Here is a 17,755-nt window from a genome sequence, read left to right as displayed (position 1 = left end):
CATGAACGCATCCAGACTCGCCGCCCTCGCCCTGACCGCGGTGCTTTTCCCCACGCTGAGCTTTGCCCAGCAAGCCACCGACGCCGCCAAGGCGCCCCCGCCGTCAATGAGCGTTGAGCAATTCGACCAGCAGATGGCGACGGCCCAGGAAAACCTGAAAAAAATGCAGGAACAGATGACCCAGATCCAGAACACCAGCGATCCGGCGCAACGCCAGAAGCTCATGCAGGATCACCAGGCCACGATGCGGCAAAGCATGCAGATGATGAATGGGATGATGGGGTGTTGCGGGGCAGGCATGATGGGCGGCCACATGAAGGGGAACGGCCCGATGATGGGCTGGAAACAAATGGGCAGCCACTATTCCCAGATGACGCCTGAGCAGATGAAGCAGCACCAGTACATGATGGACAGGTACATGGGCATGCAACAGATGATGATGGAGCAGATGATGCAACAACAGCAAATGAGCCCGCCAGCTCGCTAGGCCGGCCCCCAGGACTGCCCTACTCACCTGCCGCGTCGGCAGGTGAGTTTTCTTGATCACCGTCCAGCCATCGCCGGGCTTCTCATCAGGCTTCAGTGCAACAACTTCAACCCACCGGCAAGCGCAAGAGCCACCAGGCAGGTCCAACCTGAAAACATCCTTCGCCAGAAAGGCCTGCGGGGAATGAACCCCACGCCCCTGACAAACGCCACGCTCATGGCGATAAACAAGGCCGTTGCCAAGACATGGTCGGCTTTCCCGTCCGGCGCCGTCATCAGTGGCGGGTAGAGCGAGCAGGCCAACATGATCGTCACCGCAACGACGAGGCTCAGCCGATGCAGCCGTGACGTGGGCTGGACACCCGCGACATTCAGCGTCATGGCTGCGCCTCGTCACGGTCGCTCATGGCTCGACCGGTCTCGTTCTCGCCCCACATCGCATTGAGTATCGCCAGCAGCAGTGCGAAACCGACTCCCAGCATCCAGGCGAAATACCACATATTGCTTCACTCCTCTGTCGACACTAGTACGCCGAGTGTTCGTTGGCGTTGATCTGGGTGGCCGTAACCTTGCCGCGCATGACGCGATACGCCCAACCGGTATAGATCACGATCAACGGCATGAAGAACAACGTGGCCCAGAACATGATGGCCAGGCTCAGGTGACTGGAAACACTGTCCCACACGGTCAGACTGGCCGCTGGCATCGATGACGACGGCATGACAAAGGGGAACATCGATACCCCTGCCGTACCGATGACACCGACCACCGCAAGCGATGACGCAACGAACGCGCAAAGGGTACGGCGCCTCATCAGCAACAGCGCCGCACCGGCTGCGCCGGCCAGTCCAAGCGCGGGCAGCAGCCACAGCCAAGGATAGCGACCATAGTTGGCCATCCAGGCCCCCGCCTCCCTCACGACCGACTTGCCGAGAATGTCAGGCAACCCGGCGGTATCGACGAGCGACGTGATGCGATAGCCCTCGATCCATTGCAACCAGATACCCGCTGCGATGAACGAACACACCAGTACGATCGCAGCGCCTACCGCGCCTTTTATCGCCCGGGACTGGATGCTGCCCTCCGTACGATGGGCCAGGTAGGTGCCCCCCTGCAGCGTAATCATGGCGCTGCTGACCAGGCCGGTCAGCAGCGCGAAAGGGTTGAGCAATTGCCAGAAGCTGCCGGTATAGGTTGACACCAGGTATTGATTGAAGTGAAACGGTACGCCCTGCAACAAGTTGCCAAACGCGATGCCGAACACCAGCGGCGGCACGGCCCCACCCACGAAAAGCCCCCAATCCCAGGTACTGCGCCACACCGGGTTATGGATCTTGCTGCGGTAGTCGAAACCCACCGGGCGGAAGAACAACGCCCAGAGCACCAGGATCATCGCCCAATAGAACCCGCTGAACGCCGTGGCATAGACCACCGGCCATGCGGCGAACAAAGCGCCGCCGGCCGTAATGAACCAGACCTGATTGCCATCCCAGTGCGGGCCCACGGTGTTGATCACGATGCGACGTTCCATGTCATTGCGACCGACAAACGGCAGCAGTGAGCCGACGCCCATGTCGTGGCCGTCCATGATGGCGAAACCTATGAGCAGGACGCCGACCAGCGCCCACCAGATGATCTTGAGCGTGAAGTAATCAAGCATGGTGAAGCTCCTTCAACTTGGCGTCGTGGACATAACGACCTGTACCGAGGCTGCCGGGGCCCTGGCGGGCGAACTTGACCATCAGGAACATTTCCACCGCCAGCAGCACCGTGTAGAAAACGACGAACCCAGCCAGAGAGCCATACAGGTTATCGACGCTGAGGGTGGAAACGCTCATGTGGGTCGGCAACACACCGTAGATGGTCCAGGGTTGGCGGCCGTACTCGGCGACGAACCAGCCCAATTCGCAGGCAAGCCATGGCGCAGGCAGCATCCAGAGCGCCCAGCGCAGCAGCCCGCGATGATGTGCGCCGCTGGATTTCAAGGTGCTCCAGAATGCCAGCCCGAAAAGCACGAGCATGGCAAAGCCCAGGCCGACCATGATCCGGAACCCCCAGAACATCGGGGTCACCCGCGGTACGGTATCGTTCACAGCCTTGTCGATGATGGCCGGCGTGGCCTGGTTGACATCCTCGACGTACTTTTTAAGCAGCAGGCCAAAGCCCAGATCGGCCTTGTACGCTTCGAAGGTATCGAACGCGGCCTTATCGGTGCGATCGGCGCGCAGCGCTTCAAGCGCATTGACGGCGGTAATGCCTCGCAGAATGCGCGCGCGGTTTTTCGCTTTGATGTCATGAATCCCTGGGATCTGCTTGCTGACCGAGCGCGTGCCGATCAAGCCCATCACCCACGGCACATCGAACTCCCAGTTATTCCTGGACTCGGCTTCATTAATGCTGGCCACCAGCGTCAGGCCCGCCGGTGCGGGTTTGGTTTCCCACATGGCCTCCATGGCCGCCAGCTTGGTTTGCTGCGCCTCGCCCACCGTATAACCCGACTCATCCCCCAGTACGATGACGCTCAGCACAGAGGCCAGGCCGAAGGCGGCCGCCACCCGGAAGCTGCGCTTGGCGAACTCGACATCACGCCCCTTGAGCAAGTACCAACTGGAAATCGACAACACAAACATCGAGCCGGTGACATAACCGGCAGACACCGTGTGGACAAACTTGGCCTGCGCCACCGGGTTGAAGACCACGGCCCAGAAATCCACCATCTCCATGCGCATGGTGATGTAACTGAATTGCGAGCCCACCGGGTTCTGCATCCAGCCATTGGCGATCAGAATCCATAGCGCCGACAGGTTGGTACCGATGGCCATCAACAACGTGACCAGCAAATGATGTTCTTTCTTCAGGCGATCCCAACCGAAGAAGAATAAGCCGATCATGGTCGACTCAAGGAAGAACGCCATCAGACCCTCGATGGCCAGCGGGGCCCCGAAGATGTCCCCGACGTAGTGCGAGTAGTAGGCCCAGTTAGTGCCGAACTGAAACTCCAAGGTGATGCCGGTGGTCACGCCCAAGGCGAAGTTGATGCCGAACAATTTGCCCCAGAAGCGAGTCATGTCTTTCCAGATGACATTGCCTGTCATCACGTAGACGCTTTCCATGATGACCAGCAGCCACACCATCCCCACGGTGAGCGGTACAAATAGAAAGTGGTACAGCGCTGTGGCTGCGAATTGCAGCCGTGACAGATCCACCAGTTGTTCTGAGATCACTTGCTTGCCCCTTGAGCCGAGGTGGGTACGCCGAACCTGTCACTGATGGTGTTCGAGTCGACGCTGACGCGCGAATCCTTGATGAACAGCCACCACAGCACCGTCAGCACGACCAGTTTGATCAGCACGGCTGTGAGCAGATGGCGACGCAATCGTTTATCGGAAATAGTCATGGGACATGCTTTAGCACGGCGCATGCCAACGCCTGGATATATTTTTTATCCTGATAAAACAATTAGTTACTGAGATGCACGAAACTCATTGCCTGGTTTGGCGAGAATAAAACCTGCCAAACTGCCAGGGGCTGGCAGTCATTGGCAGTCCAGGCTCGATGACGTTCAGGCCAGGCCTTGTTCTTTCAACCGCCTGTATAACGTGCGCTCACTCACGCCCAGGTGCCTGGCCAGTTCGCTGCGGGTGCCTTTGAAAGTGGCCACCAACTGTTCCAGGTCCCTGCTATTGCGGACAGGCGTCAAGGCTGGGGCGGACAACGCCAAGGGGGGCGCGGGCAGATGCAAGGCGTGAATGACGCCGTCGTCGGCAAACAGTGCGGCTCTTTCCAGGACATTGCGCAGCTCGCGGATATTGCCCGGCCAGGCAAACCGCTGCAATTGCATCAGCGCCTCGAGATCGATGGTCAGCCGACGCTTACCGATCCCGGAACGTTGCAGGAATGAATCCACCAGCAAGCCGATGTCTTCAAGGCGATGCCGCAAGGGCGGTAAATGGATAGGGAAAACGCTGATGCGGTAGTACAAGTCCTGCCTGAACTCGCCCCTCTCCACCATCTTTTCCAAGGGCTTATGGGTCGCGGCCACCAGCCTGAAATCGGCGTGCTGGGTTTCTACACTGCCAACACGGCGATAGGTTCCAGACTCGATCAGTCGCAACAGTTTCACCTGCATGGCCAGGGGAACGTCGCCTATCTCATCGAGAAACAGCGTACCGCCCTGGGCCGTCTCCACCAGGCCCACCTTGCGCGTGGTCGCTCCGGTAAATGCCCCCTTTTCGTGGCCGAACAGCTCGCTCTCGAACAACGTTTCGGTCAAGCCGGAGCAATCCACCACGACAAAAGGCCCCGCGGCCCGCTCACTGGTTTCATGGACGGCGCGGGCAAACAGCTCCTTGCCTGTGCCGGACTCTCCCAGCAACAGCACCGGTAACATCGAGGGCGCTACCCGCTGCAGTTCCAACAGCGCCTGATTAAAGGCCGGTGAACTGCCCACCAGCCCCTCATTACTGGGCCGTGCCGAGGCGCTCCGCACCTGGGTAAGGCGCTCCACATAAGCAGTGATGACGCCGTGCTCATTGAGGATCGGGCGCAGTTCCACATCGACGTGTTCCGGTCCGCGCGGTGTGTGATGAATGTGCAAGACCCGATCCGGACTGCGCATCTCCCTGGCCTTTTTCATCGGGCAGTTCTCGCCGGCCTGGTCACAAGGCACATCGTAGTGGTGGGAAACCCGATAACACTTATGGCCAATGAACGGCTTGTCGGCGCTGCCGAACTGACGCAGGTAAGCCGTGTTCGCCGCCAGGATGTTGTAATCAGGATCGAGGACGATCATCGGCTGGGGCTCATGCTCCAGAAACGAGACCAGGGACTGCACCTGGTCTGCACGTGGAAGCGGGTCTTGGGTGGGCGGCAGGCGGTGTGTCATCGCGGCTCCAGTGAATTCATCCAGCACAGGTGGCACTGCCACTATGCCAACAAACACTGCCAATGGCAGTTAAATTGTCTGGGCATCGGCCCGCACCCCCGCGGACTCATGAAGTTAAATCAATAAAATCATTAGGTTAGCCTTTTAAAACGACCCAGCATCCACCTGGCAGCATTATTGCTCTGTCTGTTCTTCAAGCGGTTCGATGAGAGCCCAAAGGAGACCGTTCATGACCGTAAAACCGTACGTCGAAGGATTTTTCGATCCGGAGACCCACACTGTCAGCTATCTGGTGCTGGACAAAACGACGCGCCAGTGCGCCTTGATCGACAGCGTCCTGGATTTCGATCCCAAATCCGGCCGTACCACAACCACTTCGGCCGACAAGCTGATGGCCAGGGTGATCGAGCTGGAGGCGAAGGTCCAATGGATTCTTGAAACCCACGTCCATGCCGACCACCTCACCGCCGCCCCGTACCTGAAGGAAAAGCTCGGCGGCACGATAGGGATCGGCAGCCAGATTGCGACTGTACAAGAAGTCTTTGGCACGCTGTTCAACACCGGTGGGGAGATGCCCCGCGATGGCAGCCAGTTCGACCACCTGTTCGTCAATGACGAGTCGTTCACTATTGGAACGCTGCAATGCCATGCGCTTCACACGCCGGGCCACACCCCCGCCTGCATGACGTATGTCATCAGCGACGGCCAGGAAACGGCTGCATTCGTTGGCGACACCTTGTTCATGCCCGACTACGGCACCGCACGGTGTGACTTCCCCGGTGGCAACGCGCATACGTTGTTCCGGTCCATCAACAAGGTCTTGAGCCTGCCGGCCAACACCCTGCTCTACACCTGTCACGATTACCAACCCGGTGGCCGCGAGGTGCAGTTTTCCAGCACCGTCGCCGAGCAACGCGCCGACAATGTCCATGTCCGAAACGGCGTCAGCGAAGAAGCATTCGTGGCAATGCGCACCCAGCGCGATGCCTCGCTGGACATGCCGACGCTCATCCTGCCATCGGTCCAGGTCAACATGCGGGCCGGGCATTTCCCGGAGCCGGAATCGAACGGCACGTGCTACCTGAAAATCCCACTCAATCGGCTCTGAAGACCGGCCCCCCTTATAAGAAAAACCGTCATCACGGAGACAGTCATGGACATCCGCCACCTTGCGTCCGGCCTCTCGATCTCGGGGCAGGTTCAACCCGACCAAATGAGTGAGATCAAAACCAGCGGCTTTCGCGCCATCATCTGCAACCGCCCTGATGGTGAAGGCAGCGATCAACCTTTGTTTGCCGACATCCAGCGCGCGGCACAAGCGATGGGCATCGAGGCGCACTACCTTGCCGCAGAGTCCGGCAAGGTGACCGATGAGCAAGGCGTTGCCTTCGGCAAATTGCTCGAGTCCTTGCCCAAGCCAGTGTTGGCGTACTGCCGCTCCGGCATGCGCTCGACGACGATGTGGGCGCTGTCCCAGGCCGGCCAGCAGCCCTTGCCGCAAATTGTCGAAGCCGCCAGGAAAGCCGGTTTCGACATGAAAGGCGTCATTCGTAGAATTGCCAATGAGGGACGCACGCCTGTTGGCGTGGCCGAGGCCCGACATGCCGTGGTGATTGTCGGCGGCGGCGCGGCGGGCATCGCCACAGCCTCAAGCCTGTTGGCCCGCGAGCCAGGCCTGGACATTGCCATCATCGATCCGGCGGATGTGCATTATTACCAGCCCGGCTGGACCCTCGTCGGCGGTGGCGTGTTCGAGGCACAACAAACCGCCCACACGATGGGTGCGACCATTCCCCGGGGCGTGCATTGGATCAAAGCGGCTGTCGCGGCTTTCGAACCTGAAAACGACGCCATTATTCTCGATGGGTGCCGCGTGGTCCGCTACGAGCAGTTGATCGTCTGCCCGGGCCTGAAACTGGACTGGCATGCCATTGAAGGCTTACCGCAGACACTGGGGCGCAACGGCGTCACCTCGAACTATCTGTACCACCTGGCCCCCTACACCTGGGAACAGGTGCAGCAACTGCGCAGTGGCCGGGCCATTTTCACGCAGCCCCCCATGCCGATCAAATGCGCCGGGGCCCCTCAAAAAGCGATGTACCTGTGCGCCGACCACTGGAAACGCCAAGGCGTACTGGGCGATATCGAGATCGACTTCTGCAGTGCCGGGGCTGTCCTGTTCGGTGTTCCCGACTACGTGCCGGCCCTGATGGAGTACGTCCGCGCCTATGAGATCGACCTGAATTTCGGCAGTACGCTGAGCTCTGTCGATGGACCGGCACAAACGGCGACCTTCATCTGCGTCAAGGCCGATGGCAGTACTCACCGGGTGACGCATGACTTCGATCTGCTGCATGTGGTGCCCCCTCAGGTCGCGCCGGATTTTATCCGCGTAAGCCCTCTGGCTGATGGGGCGGGCTGGATCGATGTCGATCCCGACAGCTTGCGGCATAAAACCTGGGCGAATATTCACGCACTGGGCGATGCCACCAATACCAGCAACGCAAAAACCGCAGCGGCGGCGCGCAAGCAGGCGCCCGTGGTCGCCCATAATGTGCTGGCGGCCATGGGCAAGGCCAAGGGCAGCGCCCATTACGACGGCTACGGTTCTTGCCCGCTGACCGTGGAACGAGGCAAGGTCGTGCTCGCTGAATTCACCTACGGCGGCAAGCTTGCCCCCAGCTTCCCGTCCTGGCTGATCGACGGCACTCGGCCTTCGAGACTGGCCTGGCTACTTAAAGAGCGAATTCTTCCGCCGCTGTATTGGAAAGCCATGCTCAAGGGCCGTGAGTGGCTGGCGAAACCTGAACTGGCGGACCTATGAAATCGAACCTCTGCTCCAGGAGACCGAGATGATTGCAGTCCTGGTACTGGGCTTTGCGGTGGGCGTGATCCTGGCGCTGACCGGAGCCGGCGGCGGCATACTCGCCGTCCCGTTCCTGGTTTTTGGCGTGGGCTTGAGCATGGCCGAAGCCGGGCCCATTGGTTTGCTGGCGGTGGGCCTGGCTGCCACCCTGGGCGCCGTGATGGGCCTGCGCAATGGCATCGTACGCTACAAGGCGGCGCTGTTGACGGCCAGTATGGGGGTCATCTGCTCGCCGCTGGGCCTTTGGCTGGCGCAGCGCACGCCCAACCGTCCGTTGACGATCCTGTTTGCCTTGTTGCTGATGTACGTGGCGTTTCGGGCCTTGCAAAAATCACTGCCCGCTCGTGCCGGGGCAAAGGCATCCGCCGCGCGTAAACCGCCACCCTGTGTCCTGGACGAAAATCGCGGCAAGCTGAACTGGACCGGCCCTTGTGCATGGGCGCTCACCGCTTCGGGCATGGTCGCCGGGGTGCTTTCCGGACTGCTCGGCGTGGGCGGTGGTTTCGTCATGGTTCCGGCGCTCCAGCGGTACACCAATTTGACCACGCAGTCGGTGCTCGCCACGTCACTGACCGTCATCGCTTTGGTCTCCATGTCGGGGGTGCTGGCGAGTTCGGCGATGGGCCACCTGCAATGGCCAATAGCGCTACCCTTTTCCATGGGGGCCATCGTCGGCATGCTCGGCGGGCGCCTGGTCGCCGCGAGGTTGCCGGAACCCCATCTGCAAAGAGGCTTCGCCCTGGTGTCCACGCTGGTAGCGGTCGCGCTGCTGGTAAAAGCCCTGGGTTGAATCGCCTAGTGAAATATCAACGATTGTGCATCGGAGAACGCTGATGAATCTCGACTGGCTCAACTTCACGCCGTGGTCATCCCTGGCCGGCGGCATGCTGATTGGCCTGGCGGCCGGCCTGTTCGTGGTCGCCAACGGCCGGATCGCCGGCATCAGCGGGCTGATCGGCAGCCTGCTGCAGCGAGGCAGCGAAGGGGTGGGCGAAAAGGCCCTGTTTCTCCTGGGCCTGCTCGTCGCGCCGCTGGTATGGGGCGTGTTTGCCACCTTGCCGCCGATCGAGTTCCAGAACGGCTGGTTCGGCCTCACTGTCGCGGGCCTGTTGGTGGGTGTCGGCACTCGTTACGGTTCGGGCTGCACCAGTGGCCATGGCGTGTGTGGCCTGTCGCGCCTTTCACCGCGTTCGATGGTCGCCACGGCGTGTTTCATGCTCAGCGGTTTCGCCACGGTATTTGTCCTGCGTCACGTGATGGGGGTTTGAACATGCGCAAACTGACGGCATTCATCGCCGGCCTGCTCTTTGGTTTCGGGCTGCTCCTGGCGGGCATGGCCAACCCGAAAAAGGTGTTGGGTTTCCTGGACCTGGCCGGCACCTGGGATCCGTCCCTGGCGTTGGTGATGATCGGAGCGATTGGCACCGCCATCGTCCCCCTGGCTTGGGCACGCCAACAGACTCATTCGCTGCTGGGCAGCCCCATGCAGTTGCCGGTCAAGCGAGAACTGGACCCACGCCTGATTGGTGGCAGCCTGGTGTTCGGCATCGGCTGGGGCATTGCCGGCATCTGTCCTGGCCCCGCCGTGGCCATCCTGCTGACCGGACACTGGCAAGCCATTGTGTTCATGCTGGCCATGTTGGCGGGCATGTTGCTGTTCACCGTGCTGGAAACCCGGCGCGATCAATTGATCGGGAGATTGTCATGAAAGCCAACATTGGAACCATTGACCGGGGCGCACGTATTGCCGTGGGGCTTGTCCTTATAATTCTAGCCCTGACGGGCTCGATCGGCGCCTGGGGCTGGATTGGCCTGGTGCCACTGGCCACGGGTATCTTTCGCTTCTGTCCGCTCTATTCGTTATTGGGCATCAAGACCTGCAAACGTTGCTGAAGCGTACAACGGCCTTTCTCCTGGAGCGGCCATTGACGTTGCAAGCCCCTCTTGGAGCCTTGCAACGGGCTCCCTCAACCGAAGGATTCGCCGCCATGCCCTGCTCACAGCCCGAGACATTTGACGTAGTCATCATCGGCGGGGGCCAAGCAGCCTTGGCGGTGGCCTATTTCCTGCGGCGCACGCCTCTGTCGTTCGTCATCCTCGATGCCCAGGAGGGACCCGGTGGTGCCTGGCGGCATGGCTGGAACTCGCTGCGACTCTTTTCCCCGGCGACCTGGAGTTCGATCCCCGGCTGGATGATGCCCCCCTCACAGGATGGCTATCCATCGCGAGGCCATGTGGTCGACTACCTCACGCAGTATGAACAGCGCTATGGATTCCCCGTGGTGCGGCCGGTACAGGTCACCCGTGTGGAACCCACCGAAACGGGCTTGCGCGTATATGCCACGGACAAGCACTGGGATGCCCGGGTCGTGGTCAGCGCAACGGGCACCTGGAGCAACCCCTACATCCCTCGCTATCTTGATGCGGCCTTGTTCGCCGGCCAGCAACTGCATTCGGCGGACTATGTCGAGGCGGCCCCGTTCGCCGGCAAGAAAGTCCTGGTGGTGGGCGGCGGCAATTCAGGGGCACAGATTCTGGCCGAGGTGTCGAAAATCGCCGAGACCACTTGGGTCACCCCCATCGAACCACTGTTCCTTCCTGACGAGGTCGATGGGCGCGTGTTGTTCGAGCGCGCCACCGAGCGCTGGAAGGCCCAGCAGGAAGGTCGCGTCATCGACCAACCCGTGGGAGGGTTGGGTGACATCGTCATGGTGCCGCCGGTGGTCGAGGCCCGTGAACGCAACGTCCTTCAGGCCGTCAGGCCTTTCGAGCGCTTTACCCGCAACGGCGTGATCTGGGCCGACGGCCGCGAATCAGCCGTGGACGTGGTGATCTGGTGCACCGGATTCAGGCCCGCCCTACAGCATCTGGATGCGCTGGGGTTGCTCAACAACGACGGCCGTGTGGAGGTCGAGGGCACCCGCTCGATACAAGAGCCCAGGCTGTGGCTGGTCGGCTACGGCGAGTGGACGGGGTCGGCTTCCGCCACCCTGATCGGCGTTACACGCACGGCACGCAGCACGGTTGGCGAGATAGTCGACTTTCTCGCCCGGCAATCCATGGCCGATGCGCCTGCTTGAAGCAACGCACGGGACCGGCCACCTGTCATGGCAGCGGAAAATCGCTTAGAAGCGCCCTATTTCCAAGGTCGCGCACAGCCCACCCTCGGTGCGATTCTCCAGGCGTATGTGCCCTCCCAGACGATCCGCGATGGTGCGTACGATCGTCAGCCCCAACCCCGCCCCTTGGTCATTGCCGCGGCTGTAGAACCGCTCGAAGAGCCGCTCACGCTCGGCCTCGTCGATACCCGGCCCCTGGTCTTCGACTGACAGCTCGTAGTGATCGCCCTTCCTGGCCAGGCGTACGGTGATCGTGCCGTTGGCCGGCGAAAAATTGGCCGCATTGGTCACCAGGTTGTTCAAGGCGATGTCGATGGCCACTGGGTCGATTCGAACCGGGCCGATGTCATCGCTGACATCCAGCACCGGCTCGAGCCCCTTGCTCAACAACCAGGGCGTCAGCTGAACCAGGCTCGCACGAACCGTGGCGGCCAGGTCGATGACCGCAGGCGTCGGCACACCCGCCTGCGGTTCGAGCCGCGCCATGGTGAGCAGCTGATTGACCAAACGCGTGGTGCGATCGACGCCAGCGATCAGGTGTTCCAGGGACTCGCGACGGCTTTGCTCGCTCCCCGCCTCCATCAGGTTCTGTGCATGCACCCGCAGCACGGCCAACGGCGTACGCATTTCATGGGCGGCGTCGGCAATGAAACGCCGCTCACGGCCCATCACCTCCTGGATCTGCGCCAAGACGCGGTTGAGGGCCGCCTGCATGGGCTCAAGCTCCGTAGGGAGCGGCATCATTTGCAGGGGTTCCAGTGAGCCGGGATGCCTGGCCCGCAACTTCGCCGCCATATCGACCAGGGGTTTGAGCCCCCAGCCGATGGCCAGCCAGATCACGGCCGCAAGCACCACGCTGCCGATCAGGTTGGGGACGACGGTGTGACGAACAATGCGGTCGACCAGGTCGGCCCGCACATCGTCGCGCTCACCCACCCAGATCTTCAAGCCGTATTGCGCGTCGTCGAGGACGAACGCCCGCCACTTACGGTTTTTCTGGTCCACGACCTCACTGAAGCCAGGCGCGTTCGGCGGTGAGGTGAACGACGGTGCGCTGGACGTCTGCACCAACACCGAACCTTGTGAGTTCCAGACCTGGAAAGCGATCTTGCTTTCATAGGGATGACCGTCGACTTTGGGCGCTGCCTGCCCCAACGCCGAATTGAACGCCTGATACAGTTCGGCGTGCTCCTTGCTCGCCATCGGCATGCGCATCACGCCCTGCAATAGCCGGGCATTCTGCGCCAACTGGGCATCGTAGACCTCGGCGATTTCGTGGTTGCTGTCATGCAGGTTGAATACGGTGATGATCAACAGGCCAAGGAACAGCAGGCCAAGAATCAACGTGAGGGTGCGACGCCGGATCGAACTCATCGACGCTCCTCCACCAGGTATCCGACCCCGCGAATGGTGCGGATCAGGTCGGTGGAGAATTTCTTGCGCAGGTGATGGATGTGTACTTCCAGCGTGTTGCTCTCGGCCTCCTCGCTCCAGCCGTAGAGCAGTTGCATCAGATGATCGCGAGTCATGACGCGACCCGGCGGCGAGAGCAGCTCATGGAGCAACTGATACTCCTTGGGCGTCAGGGCCACCGGCTTGCCTTGGTAACTGACTTGCTGGGTACCTGGGTTCAGGCTGATGCCGGCATGTTCGATCAACGCTTGGGCGCGGCCGGCGCTGCGGCGCAACAAGGCCCGTAGCCGGGCCTTGAGTTCCGCCAGATCGAAGGGCTTGACCAGATAATCGTCGGCCCCGGCGTCCAACCCGGCGATACGATCCTCGGTGGCATCGCGGGCAGTGAGGATCAGTACCGGCAGGTTGGAGCCACTGTCACGCAAGCGCCGCAACACTTGCAGGCCGTCCATGCGTGGCAGGCCCAGGTCGAGCACCGCCAGGTCGAATGCTTCACTGAGCAACGAATGCAAGGCGCTGCTGCCGTCCTGCACCCAGTCGACGGTATAACCTTCGCGACTCAGGGCCTGATGGATGCCCTCGCCCAGGGCCACGTCATCCTCGATCAGTAATAAACGCACATCCGCTCCTGTCAGTTCAGTTGCTTGTTCACATCCACCAGTAAGGCGTCGATCTCCTTGCGACGCCCGGCATCAGCCGTTTCCCGACCCGGCCGCGGTGCTGCCTGCAAGGCTTTTTGCAACGCTGCCTTGGCTTCGCTATAGCGCTTCTGACGGTAGAGGTGATCGCCCCAAAAGTACAGGCTGTCGATGCCGTTCGGGTTGAGTTGCAACGCCTGCTGGAGCAATTGCCCGGCCTTGTCCGAGTCGCCGAAACCCAGGGGCCAGCCCGGCACCCGGTCGTAGAGCGCGCCGAGGCTGGTGTAGGCCGAGCCTTGCAGGGCCTTGGGGTCCAGGGTCAGGGCTTTTTCCAGGTCGCCCTTGGCGTCCTTGACCTTGCCCAGTGCACCGATCCCACCCTTGGCGCCGGCCCAACTGCTGTTGACGATGCCAGACCAGATCCACGCTTCGGCCACCGATTGGCGCTCCTGCTTGAACGCCGATGCCTGGACGGCGAGTTTTTCGAACGCATCGGCACGTTGGCCTTCGGGCACTTCATATTGAATATGGGCCCAACTCTGCTGGATGTCGCTGAGACGTTGCTGGTCGGCCGCCTCCAACGCCCAGACGCTTTGGCTCAGGGTGCCGATCAACAGGCAAGCGAGGATTTTTTTCATGGCTTGAGATGCTCGTTTTCGGGTTTGTGACTGAGACGGCGCACCAGTGGCAATTGCTTGCGCAGGCCACGGTCCACCAGGTTGGGCAGCAGGCTGTTGAGGCCGACGAAAAAGCGTTCGGGCCAGCCCAGATACAACTCGCGTCGGTCGCCGATAATCGCGTGGATCACCGCCGCCGCCACGGTTTGCGGGTCGTCGACGTTGGCCTTGAGGGCTTGGTTGAGCGCATCGGCCGCCGGGCTGTTCATCGAGGTACGGGTGGCCCGGGGCGCTACGTAGAGCACGCCGACACGGGTATCGGCCAACTCCCGGCGCAAGGCTTCGGAAAAACCGCGCAAGGCAAACTTGCTGGCGCAGTAGCTGACATAGCCCGGGTAGCCGATTGATCCATAGGTCGAGCCAACGTTGACCACCATTGCACTGTCAGCCTGTTTGAGCAGTGGCAAGAGCAGTTTGGTCAGGCAAATCGGCGCGCTGATGTTCAGTGCCAGCATGGCGTTGATCTCGCTGTCGTCGAGTTGTTCGAGCATGGCGAAGTGGTTCACGCCGGCGGCATTGATCAGCAGGTTGATACCGTCCAGAGCCTCGGCGGCGACCAGTACTTTGCGCCGGTCGACGAGGAAGGTCAGGTCGGCTTCGACCCAGCTCAAGTGCTGCGGATAACGCTCCAGCAACGGCTGCAAGGCTTCGTGATGCCTGGCCACGGCCAGCACCCGCGCACCACTGGCGCACAAGGCGGCGGCGATGGCCTGGCCGATTCCGCCGCTGGCGCCGGTCAGCACGACACGCGCATCACACAGGCGCATGTTCATGCTCCCCGTCACGCGGCAGGCCGCGGAACATGTCGGTGTACAACCGGTACACCACCTTGGAGGCATGGATCACCGCAGCCTGGTCCGCCGGATCCTCCAGCCGGTTCATCAAGCCGCGATAGGTCTGCATATGCTCGATGTCGAGCGAACCATGGGAGCTGAGGTAGCTGAACGCCGTGGGTGGCAATTCCAGGCGCTGACGGATGCTGTCGGCGGCGTGGGTCGCCAGAGCGATACTGGTGCCTTCCAGCACATTGACCATGCCGAACAGGCCCACCGGGTTGCCTCGGGCGATCAAGTCGTAGAGGTAACTGACCATCAGCTCAATGGGCAACGACGGCTGACCGTTGCGCACCGCTTCCTTATCGCCACCGCACACGGCAATGTCATCCAGCACCCATTGCTCGTGGCCGTACTCTTCGTCGATGTATTCACACACGGCCTTGCGCAGCCATTCCAAATGCGCTGGCAGGCGCGCCCCGCAAGCCATCATCAGCGGTACGGTGTGGCGCACGTGGTAATACGCCTGGATCAGGAAACCCCGGTAACTGGCGAGGCTGACCTGGCCGTCGAGGGCGTCGCGGATGATCGGCAGATTGAACAGCGCCTGGCGCTCTTGCTGGGTGGCTTCTTGCAACGTGTCAAAAAAACTCATGTTGGGGATTCCTCGGACAAGACAGATGAAGTGAGCTGCGCGCGGTAATGCTCGACGATGGCTTCCCGGCGTGGCCGGCCATTGGCGGTGAGCATGCCGTTGGCAGCGCTGAAGGGTTGGTCCAGGCGCGTCCAGCGATGGACCCGCGCGTAGTCGGGCAGCGTGTCGTTGGCCTTGGCCACGGCCAGCTCCAGCGTTTGATCCGTGCAGTCGGCCCGGGCGGGCCAGAGCAGTGCATGGTTGTGCGGCATGGCTTCGCCATAGACAAAGGCCTGGGCAATGTCACCGCCCTGGGTGAGTTCGGCTTCAACCCATTCGGGGTTCACGTTGCGACCGAAACTGGTCACGAACTGATGCTTCTTGCGACCGCGCAGGTAAAGGAAACCGTCTTCGTCGAACTCACCCAGGTCGCCGCTGGGCCACCATTCGCTGGCGTGCGGTGGCTCACCCAGGTAACCGAGCAGCGTCGAGCCCTTGATCAGGACTTCGCCGTCCTCGGCCAAGCGGATCTCCACATGGGGCAGCGGCTGGCCGACACTGCCGGCGCGATGAGCCTGTGGCCGATTGAGGCAGACCACCGAGGCGCATTCCGACAGCCCATAGCCTTCAAACACCGGCAGGCCAACACGCTGGGCCCGCTGCAACAAATCGTGGGACACCCGTGCCCCGCCAACGGCGGCGAATCGCACGATGTGCGGGTTGAACATCTTTTGTTCGGCAGCCATGACCAACATCAGCAGCAACTGCGGAACCAGGATCAGGCTCTGCGCCCGACGCTCGGCCAGGCATCCCAGCAGCCGGGTCGGGTCGACCCCACTGGCGCCCTGGATGCCGAGGGTTTTCTGGCTGGGCAGGCTCAGCATGGCGCCGGCATACAACGCCGCGTAGCAGCCAAGGTTTTCCAGCAAAATCGCCAGGGGCAGTAACGCCAGGTGATGCCTGGCCTCGACCGGTTGGCTGGCCTGCTCCAGTTCGCGGGCCACCCGCAACAGGCTGTCGGCGCTCAGGCAGACGCCCTTCGGCGTGCCGGTGGTGCCAGAGGTGAACGTCAGCTTGGCGGTGCCTGCCGGCAGACGGCTCGGTCCGTCGAAGTGCCGTCGCCAGAACTCGCCACTGTGCTGGTATCCGGCAGCTTGCAGTTGCGCTTCGAATGCGGGCTCGGCAATCACTCGCTCGGCCTGGCTCTGCTCCAGGCAGTGCCGACGTTGAGCCTGGCTGAAAAACCCGGGCAGGATGACGCAGGTCAGCCCTTCGAACAGTGCGGCAAGGTCCCAGAGCATCGCTTCGATGCCGTTATCCAGCGCCAGGGCGACAACACTGATGTGTTCATCGCGCAAGCGTTGCTGGCGGTACACCACTTCGGAATAAAGTGTCGCGTAGTCGAGCTGCGAGCCGTCGCCCCACAGTGCCACGGCATGGCCCCTGCGCTCGGCATGACCACGCAGAGTGCGCTTGAAGCGTTCCATTTCAGGCGACATGGCTGGTTTCTCCGAGGTCCGTCGGCAGTCCCAAGCGATTGAACACGCCGGTATTGCGCAGATGAATGAAACCGGCGCGGATGTTTCCAACGTGAACCCACGGCTGGCTCTCGTAGTAGCGGCCCCAGAGATGACGGTCTTCGCCGAGGCGCTGCGGGTCTGCCGGGCACAGCGTCACAGGCTTGAGGCCCAGGCGATGGAAGCTGTTGACCAGGCCGATGTTGCCAGTGAACGCAACCCACTCCAGGCCGCCCATGGCCAACAGATAAGTGATCGCTATGATGCTCAGCCGGGCGCTGCCCGTGTCGCTGGCGGCCAGGTTGCCAACCTCGACGATGCCAGCGCGGTCCACCATTCGATCGGCGGCGGCACTGATCAAAGGCTCGATGGGACTGTCCAGATAATGTTCGAGGAACAGCGGCCCCTGGGCGGCCCGGCGCACGCCAGCGGCTGCGCAGAGCGTGCCATGGACATCGTCGAGCCCGAACAGCTCCGGCATGAAGTGACGAATATCGGCACCGTGGACCTGGCGAAAACGCTGCTGGATGAACGCCTCGAACTCAGCTCGCCGGGCTTGTCCCGGCAAGGCCCGGTGCAAGTGCCGAACCGGCGGGCCGGCATCACCGAAGGCCAGCGGCAGGCGGATGTTCCAGTCGAAATCGGGCATGGGTCAACGTTCTCCCTCGGGCTATTGGGAGAAAGTATCGAGGCCGTTTCTTAACGAAGTCTGAAGGTGGCAAATTTTCGCTCGTTCGAGAGACAGTG

21 protein-coding genes are annotated in these 17,755 nt (G+C 61.6%); 8 read left to right on the top strand and 13 right to left on the bottom strand.

Going from position 1 to position 17,755, the window contains the following annotated elements:
• The first annotated feature begins 1 nt into the window (after position 1).
• Complete coding sequence (locus tag BLU76_RS06025) at positions 2 to 487, top strand: hypothetical protein (protein WP_092221938.1); 486 nt, start codon at positions 2 to 4, stop codon at positions 485 to 487.
• A 92-nt stretch (positions 488 to 579) separates the two neighbouring features.
• Here BLU76_RS06025 and BLU76_RS06020 read toward each other — a convergent pair whose 3' ends face one another.
• The 6 genes from BLU76_RS06020 to BLU76_RS06000 form a co-directional block, all read right to left on the bottom strand.
• The gene (locus tag BLU76_RS06020) at positions 580 to 867 is read right to left on the bottom strand and encodes a cyd operon YbgE family protein (RefSeq protein WP_092221936.1); all 288 of its coding nucleotides are present in this window, start codon (positions 865 to 867) and stop codon (positions 580 to 582) included.
• The gene (cydX, locus tag BLU76_RS06015) at positions 864 to 986 is read right to left on the bottom strand and encodes a cytochrome bd-I oxidase subunit CydX (RefSeq protein ID WP_092221934.1); all 123 of its coding nucleotides are present in this window, start codon (positions 984 to 986) and stop codon (positions 864 to 866) included. The genes BLU76_RS06020 and cydX overlap by 4 nt, the downstream gene beginning before the upstream one ends.
• A gap of 23 nt (positions 987 to 1,009) precedes the next feature.
• A complete protein-coding gene (gene cydB / locus BLU76_RS06010; protein ID WP_092221932.1) occupies positions 1,010 to 2,146 on the bottom strand; it encodes a cytochrome d ubiquinol oxidase subunit II in 1,137 nt (378 codons plus the stop codon).
• Entirely contained in the window at positions 2,139 to 3,710 is a 1,572-nt protein-coding gene (locus BLU76_RS06005; protein WP_092141763.1) for a cytochrome ubiquinol oxidase subunit I, read from the bottom strand. Before BLU76_RS06005 ends, cydB begins: the two co-directional genes overlap by 8 nt.
• Complete coding sequence (gene cydP, locus BLU76_RS31455) at positions 3,707 to 3,883, bottom strand: cytochrome oxidase putative small subunit CydP (RefSeq protein ID WP_014338536.1); 177 nt, start codon at positions 3,881 to 3,883, stop codon at positions 3,707 to 3,709. The genes BLU76_RS06005 and cydP overlap by 4 nt, the downstream gene beginning before the upstream one ends.
• Positions 3,884 to 4,048: 165 nt before the next feature.
• Entirely contained in the window at positions 4,049 to 5,371 is a 1,323-nt protein-coding gene (locus BLU76_RS06000) for a sigma-54 interaction domain-containing protein (RefSeq protein WP_092221930.1), read from the bottom strand.
• A gap of 229 nt (positions 5,372 to 5,600) precedes the next feature.
• On the opposite strand from BLU76_RS06000, the gene BLU76_RS05995 reads away from it, so the two are divergent.
• The 7 genes from BLU76_RS05995 to BLU76_RS05965 all read left to right on the top strand — a co-directional run bounded on the left by BLU76_RS05995 (position 5,601) and on the right by BLU76_RS05965 (position 11,317).
• Entirely contained in the window at positions 5,601 to 6,479 is an 879-nt protein-coding gene (locus tag BLU76_RS05995; protein ID WP_092221928.1) for an MBL fold metallo-hydrolase, read from the top strand.
• Positions 6,480 to 6,524: 45 nt separating this feature from the next.
• Positions 6,525 to 8,195, top strand: a complete 1,671-nt coding sequence (locus tag BLU76_RS05990) for a bifunctional protein tyrosine phosphatase family protein/NAD(P)/FAD-dependent oxidoreductase (protein WP_092221926.1) — start codon at positions 6,525 to 6,527, stop codon at positions 8,193 to 8,195.
• Between the two features lie 28 nt (positions 8,196 to 8,223).
• Positions 8,224 to 9,027 (top strand): sulfite exporter TauE/SafE family protein, encoded by an 804-nt coding sequence (locus BLU76_RS05985; RefSeq protein ID WP_092221924.1) that lies wholly within the window; start codon positions 8,224 to 8,226, stop codon positions 9,025 to 9,027.
• A gap of 43 nt (positions 9,028 to 9,070) precedes the next feature.
• On the top strand, positions 9,071 to 9,505 hold the full coding sequence (locus BLU76_RS05980) for a YeeE/YedE family protein (RefSeq protein WP_092221922.1): 435 nt from the start codon (positions 9,071 to 9,073) through the stop codon (positions 9,503 to 9,505).
• A 2-nt stretch (positions 9,506 to 9,507) separates the two neighbouring features.
• Positions 9,508 to 9,945 carry a DUF6691 family protein gene (locus BLU76_RS05975; RefSeq protein ID WP_092141781.1) on the top strand — a complete coding sequence of 146 codons (438 nt, stop codon included), beginning with the start codon at positions 9,508 to 9,510 and terminating at the stop codon, positions 9,943 to 9,945.
• Complete coding sequence (locus BLU76_RS05970; protein ID WP_092141787.1) at positions 9,942 to 10,130, top strand: YgaP family membrane protein; 189 nt, start codon at positions 9,942 to 9,944, stop codon at positions 10,128 to 10,130. Before BLU76_RS05975 ends, BLU76_RS05970 begins: the two co-directional genes overlap by 4 nt.
• Positions 10,131 to 10,225: 95 nt before the next feature.
• Positions 10,226 to 11,317 carry an ArsO family NAD(P)H-dependent flavin-containing monooxygenase gene (locus BLU76_RS05965; protein WP_092221920.1) on the top strand — a complete coding sequence of 364 codons (1,092 nt, stop codon included), beginning with the start codon at positions 10,226 to 10,228 and terminating at the stop codon, positions 11,315 to 11,317.
• A gap of 45 nt (positions 11,318 to 11,362) precedes the next feature.
• Here the strand turns inward: BLU76_RS05965 and BLU76_RS05960 are convergent, their stop codons facing one another.
• The 7 genes from BLU76_RS05960 to BLU76_RS05930 are packed head-to-tail and all read right to left on the bottom strand — an operon-like array spanning position 11,363 to position 17,657.
• Complete coding sequence (locus tag BLU76_RS05960; RefSeq protein WP_092221918.1) at positions 11,363 to 12,730, bottom strand: sensor histidine kinase; 1,368 nt, start codon at positions 12,728 to 12,730, stop codon at positions 11,363 to 11,365.
• Positions 12,727 to 13,389 carry a response regulator gene (locus tag BLU76_RS05955; protein ID WP_092141796.1) on the bottom strand — a complete coding sequence of 221 codons (663 nt, stop codon included), beginning with the start codon at positions 13,387 to 13,389 and terminating at the stop codon, positions 12,727 to 12,729. The genes BLU76_RS05960 and BLU76_RS05955 overlap by 4 nt, the downstream gene beginning before the upstream one ends.
• A gap of 11 nt (positions 13,390 to 13,400) precedes the next feature.
• Positions 13,401 to 14,045, bottom strand: a complete 645-nt coding sequence (locus tag BLU76_RS05950; protein WP_092141799.1) for a tetratricopeptide repeat protein — start codon at positions 14,043 to 14,045, stop codon at positions 13,401 to 13,403.
• Positions 14,042 to 14,851 (bottom strand): SDR family oxidoreductase, encoded by an 810-nt coding sequence (locus BLU76_RS05945; protein ID WP_092221917.1) that lies wholly within the window; start codon positions 14,849 to 14,851, stop codon positions 14,042 to 14,044. Before BLU76_RS05945 ends, BLU76_RS05950 begins: the two co-directional genes overlap by 4 nt.
• Positions 14,838 to 15,512: an iron-containing redox enzyme family protein gene (locus tag BLU76_RS05940; protein ID WP_092221915.1), complete on the bottom strand. Its 675-nt coding sequence runs from the start codon at positions 15,510 to 15,512 to the stop codon at positions 14,838 to 14,840. Before BLU76_RS05940 ends, BLU76_RS05945 begins: the two co-directional genes overlap by 14 nt.
• On the bottom strand, positions 15,509 to 16,990 hold the full coding sequence (locus BLU76_RS05935) for an AMP-binding protein (RefSeq protein ID WP_092221913.1): 1,482 nt from the start codon (positions 16,988 to 16,990) through the stop codon (positions 15,509 to 15,511). Before BLU76_RS05935 ends, BLU76_RS05940 begins: the two co-directional genes overlap by 4 nt.
• On the bottom strand, positions 16,980 to 17,657 hold the full coding sequence (locus tag BLU76_RS05930) for a thermostable hemolysin (RefSeq protein ID WP_092221911.1): 678 nt from the start codon (positions 17,655 to 17,657) through the stop codon (positions 16,980 to 16,982). Before BLU76_RS05930 ends, BLU76_RS05935 begins: the two co-directional genes overlap by 11 nt.
• Positions 17,658 to 17,755: the final 98 nt, after the last annotated feature.

The organism is Pseudomonas sp. NFACC08-1 (assembly GCF_900106735.1).
GTDB lineage: Bacteria > Pseudomonadota > Gammaproteobacteria > Pseudomonadales > Pseudomonadaceae > Aquipseudomonas > Aquipseudomonas fluorescens_Q.
Note: the sequence above shows the minus strand (reverse complement) of the source record. Positions and strands in the feature narration are given on the sequence as shown.

What these genes read in the sequence shown, in the direction of transcription:
- BLU76_RS06025 (WP_092221938.1), top strand. Translation starts at nt 2, where the DNA reads ATGAACGCATCCAGACTCGCCGCCCTCGCCCTGACCGCGGTGCTTTTC.
- BLU76_RS06020 (WP_092221936.1), bottom strand. Translation starts at nt 867, where the DNA reads ATGACGCTGAATGTCGCGGGTGTCCAGCCCACGTCACGGCTGCATCGG.
- cydX (WP_092221934.1), bottom strand. Translation starts at nt 986, where the DNA reads ATGTGGTATTTCGCCTGGATGCTGGGAGTCGGTTTCGCACTGCTGCTG.
- cydB (WP_092221932.1), bottom strand. Translation starts at nt 2,146, where the DNA reads ATGCTTGATTACTTCACGCTCAAGATCATCTGGTGGGCGCTGGTCGGC.
- cydP (WP_014338536.1), bottom strand. Translation starts at nt 3,883, where the DNA reads ATGACTATTTCCGATAAACGATTGCGTCGCCATCTGCTCACAGCCGTG.
- BLU76_RS06000 (WP_092221930.1), bottom strand. Translation starts at nt 5,371, where the DNA reads ATGACACACCGCCTGCCGCCCACCCAAGACCCGCTTCCACGTGCAGAC.
- BLU76_RS05995 (WP_092221928.1), top strand. Translation starts at nt 5,601, where the DNA reads ATGACCGTAAAACCGTACGTCGAAGGATTTTTCGATCCGGAGACCCAC.
- BLU76_RS05990 (WP_092221926.1), top strand. Translation starts at nt 6,525, where the DNA reads ATGGACATCCGCCACCTTGCGTCCGGCCTCTCGATCTCGGGGCAGGTT.
- BLU76_RS05985 (WP_092221924.1), top strand. Translation starts at nt 8,224, where the DNA reads ATGATTGCAGTCCTGGTACTGGGCTTTGCGGTGGGCGTGATCCTGGCG.
- BLU76_RS05980 (WP_092221922.1), top strand. Translation starts at nt 9,071, where the DNA reads ATGAATCTCGACTGGCTCAACTTCACGCCGTGGTCATCCCTGGCCGGC.
- BLU76_RS05975 (WP_092141781.1), top strand. Translation starts at nt 9,508, where the DNA reads ATGCGCAAACTGACGGCATTCATCGCCGGCCTGCTCTTTGGTTTCGGG.
- BLU76_RS05970 (WP_092141787.1), top strand. Translation starts at nt 9,942, where the DNA reads ATGAAAGCCAACATTGGAACCATTGACCGGGGCGCACGTATTGCCGTG.
- BLU76_RS05965 (WP_092221920.1), top strand. Translation starts at nt 10,226, where the DNA reads ATGCCCTGCTCACAGCCCGAGACATTTGACGTAGTCATCATCGGCGGG.
- BLU76_RS05960 (WP_092221918.1), bottom strand. Translation starts at nt 12,730, where the DNA reads ATGAGTTCGATCCGGCGTCGCACCCTCACGTTGATTCTTGGCCTGCTG.
- BLU76_RS05950 (WP_092141799.1), bottom strand. Translation starts at nt 14,045, where the DNA reads ATGAAAAAAATCCTCGCTTGCCTGTTGATCGGCACCCTGAGCCAAAGC.
- BLU76_RS05945 (WP_092221917.1), bottom strand. Translation starts at nt 14,851, where the DNA reads ATGCGCCTGTGTGATGCGCGTGTCGTGCTGACCGGCGCCAGCGGCGGA.
- BLU76_RS05940 (WP_092221915.1), bottom strand. Translation starts at nt 15,512, where the DNA reads ATGAGTTTTTTTGACACGTTGCAAGAAGCCACCCAGCAAGAGCGCCAG.
- BLU76_RS05935 (WP_092221913.1), bottom strand. Translation starts at nt 16,990, where the DNA reads ATGTCGCCTGAAATGGAACGCTTCAAGCGCACTCTGCGTGGTCATGCC.
- BLU76_RS05930 (WP_092221911.1), bottom strand. Translation starts at nt 17,657, where the DNA reads ATGCCCGATTTCGACTGGAACATCCGCCTGCCGCTGGCCTTCGGTGAT.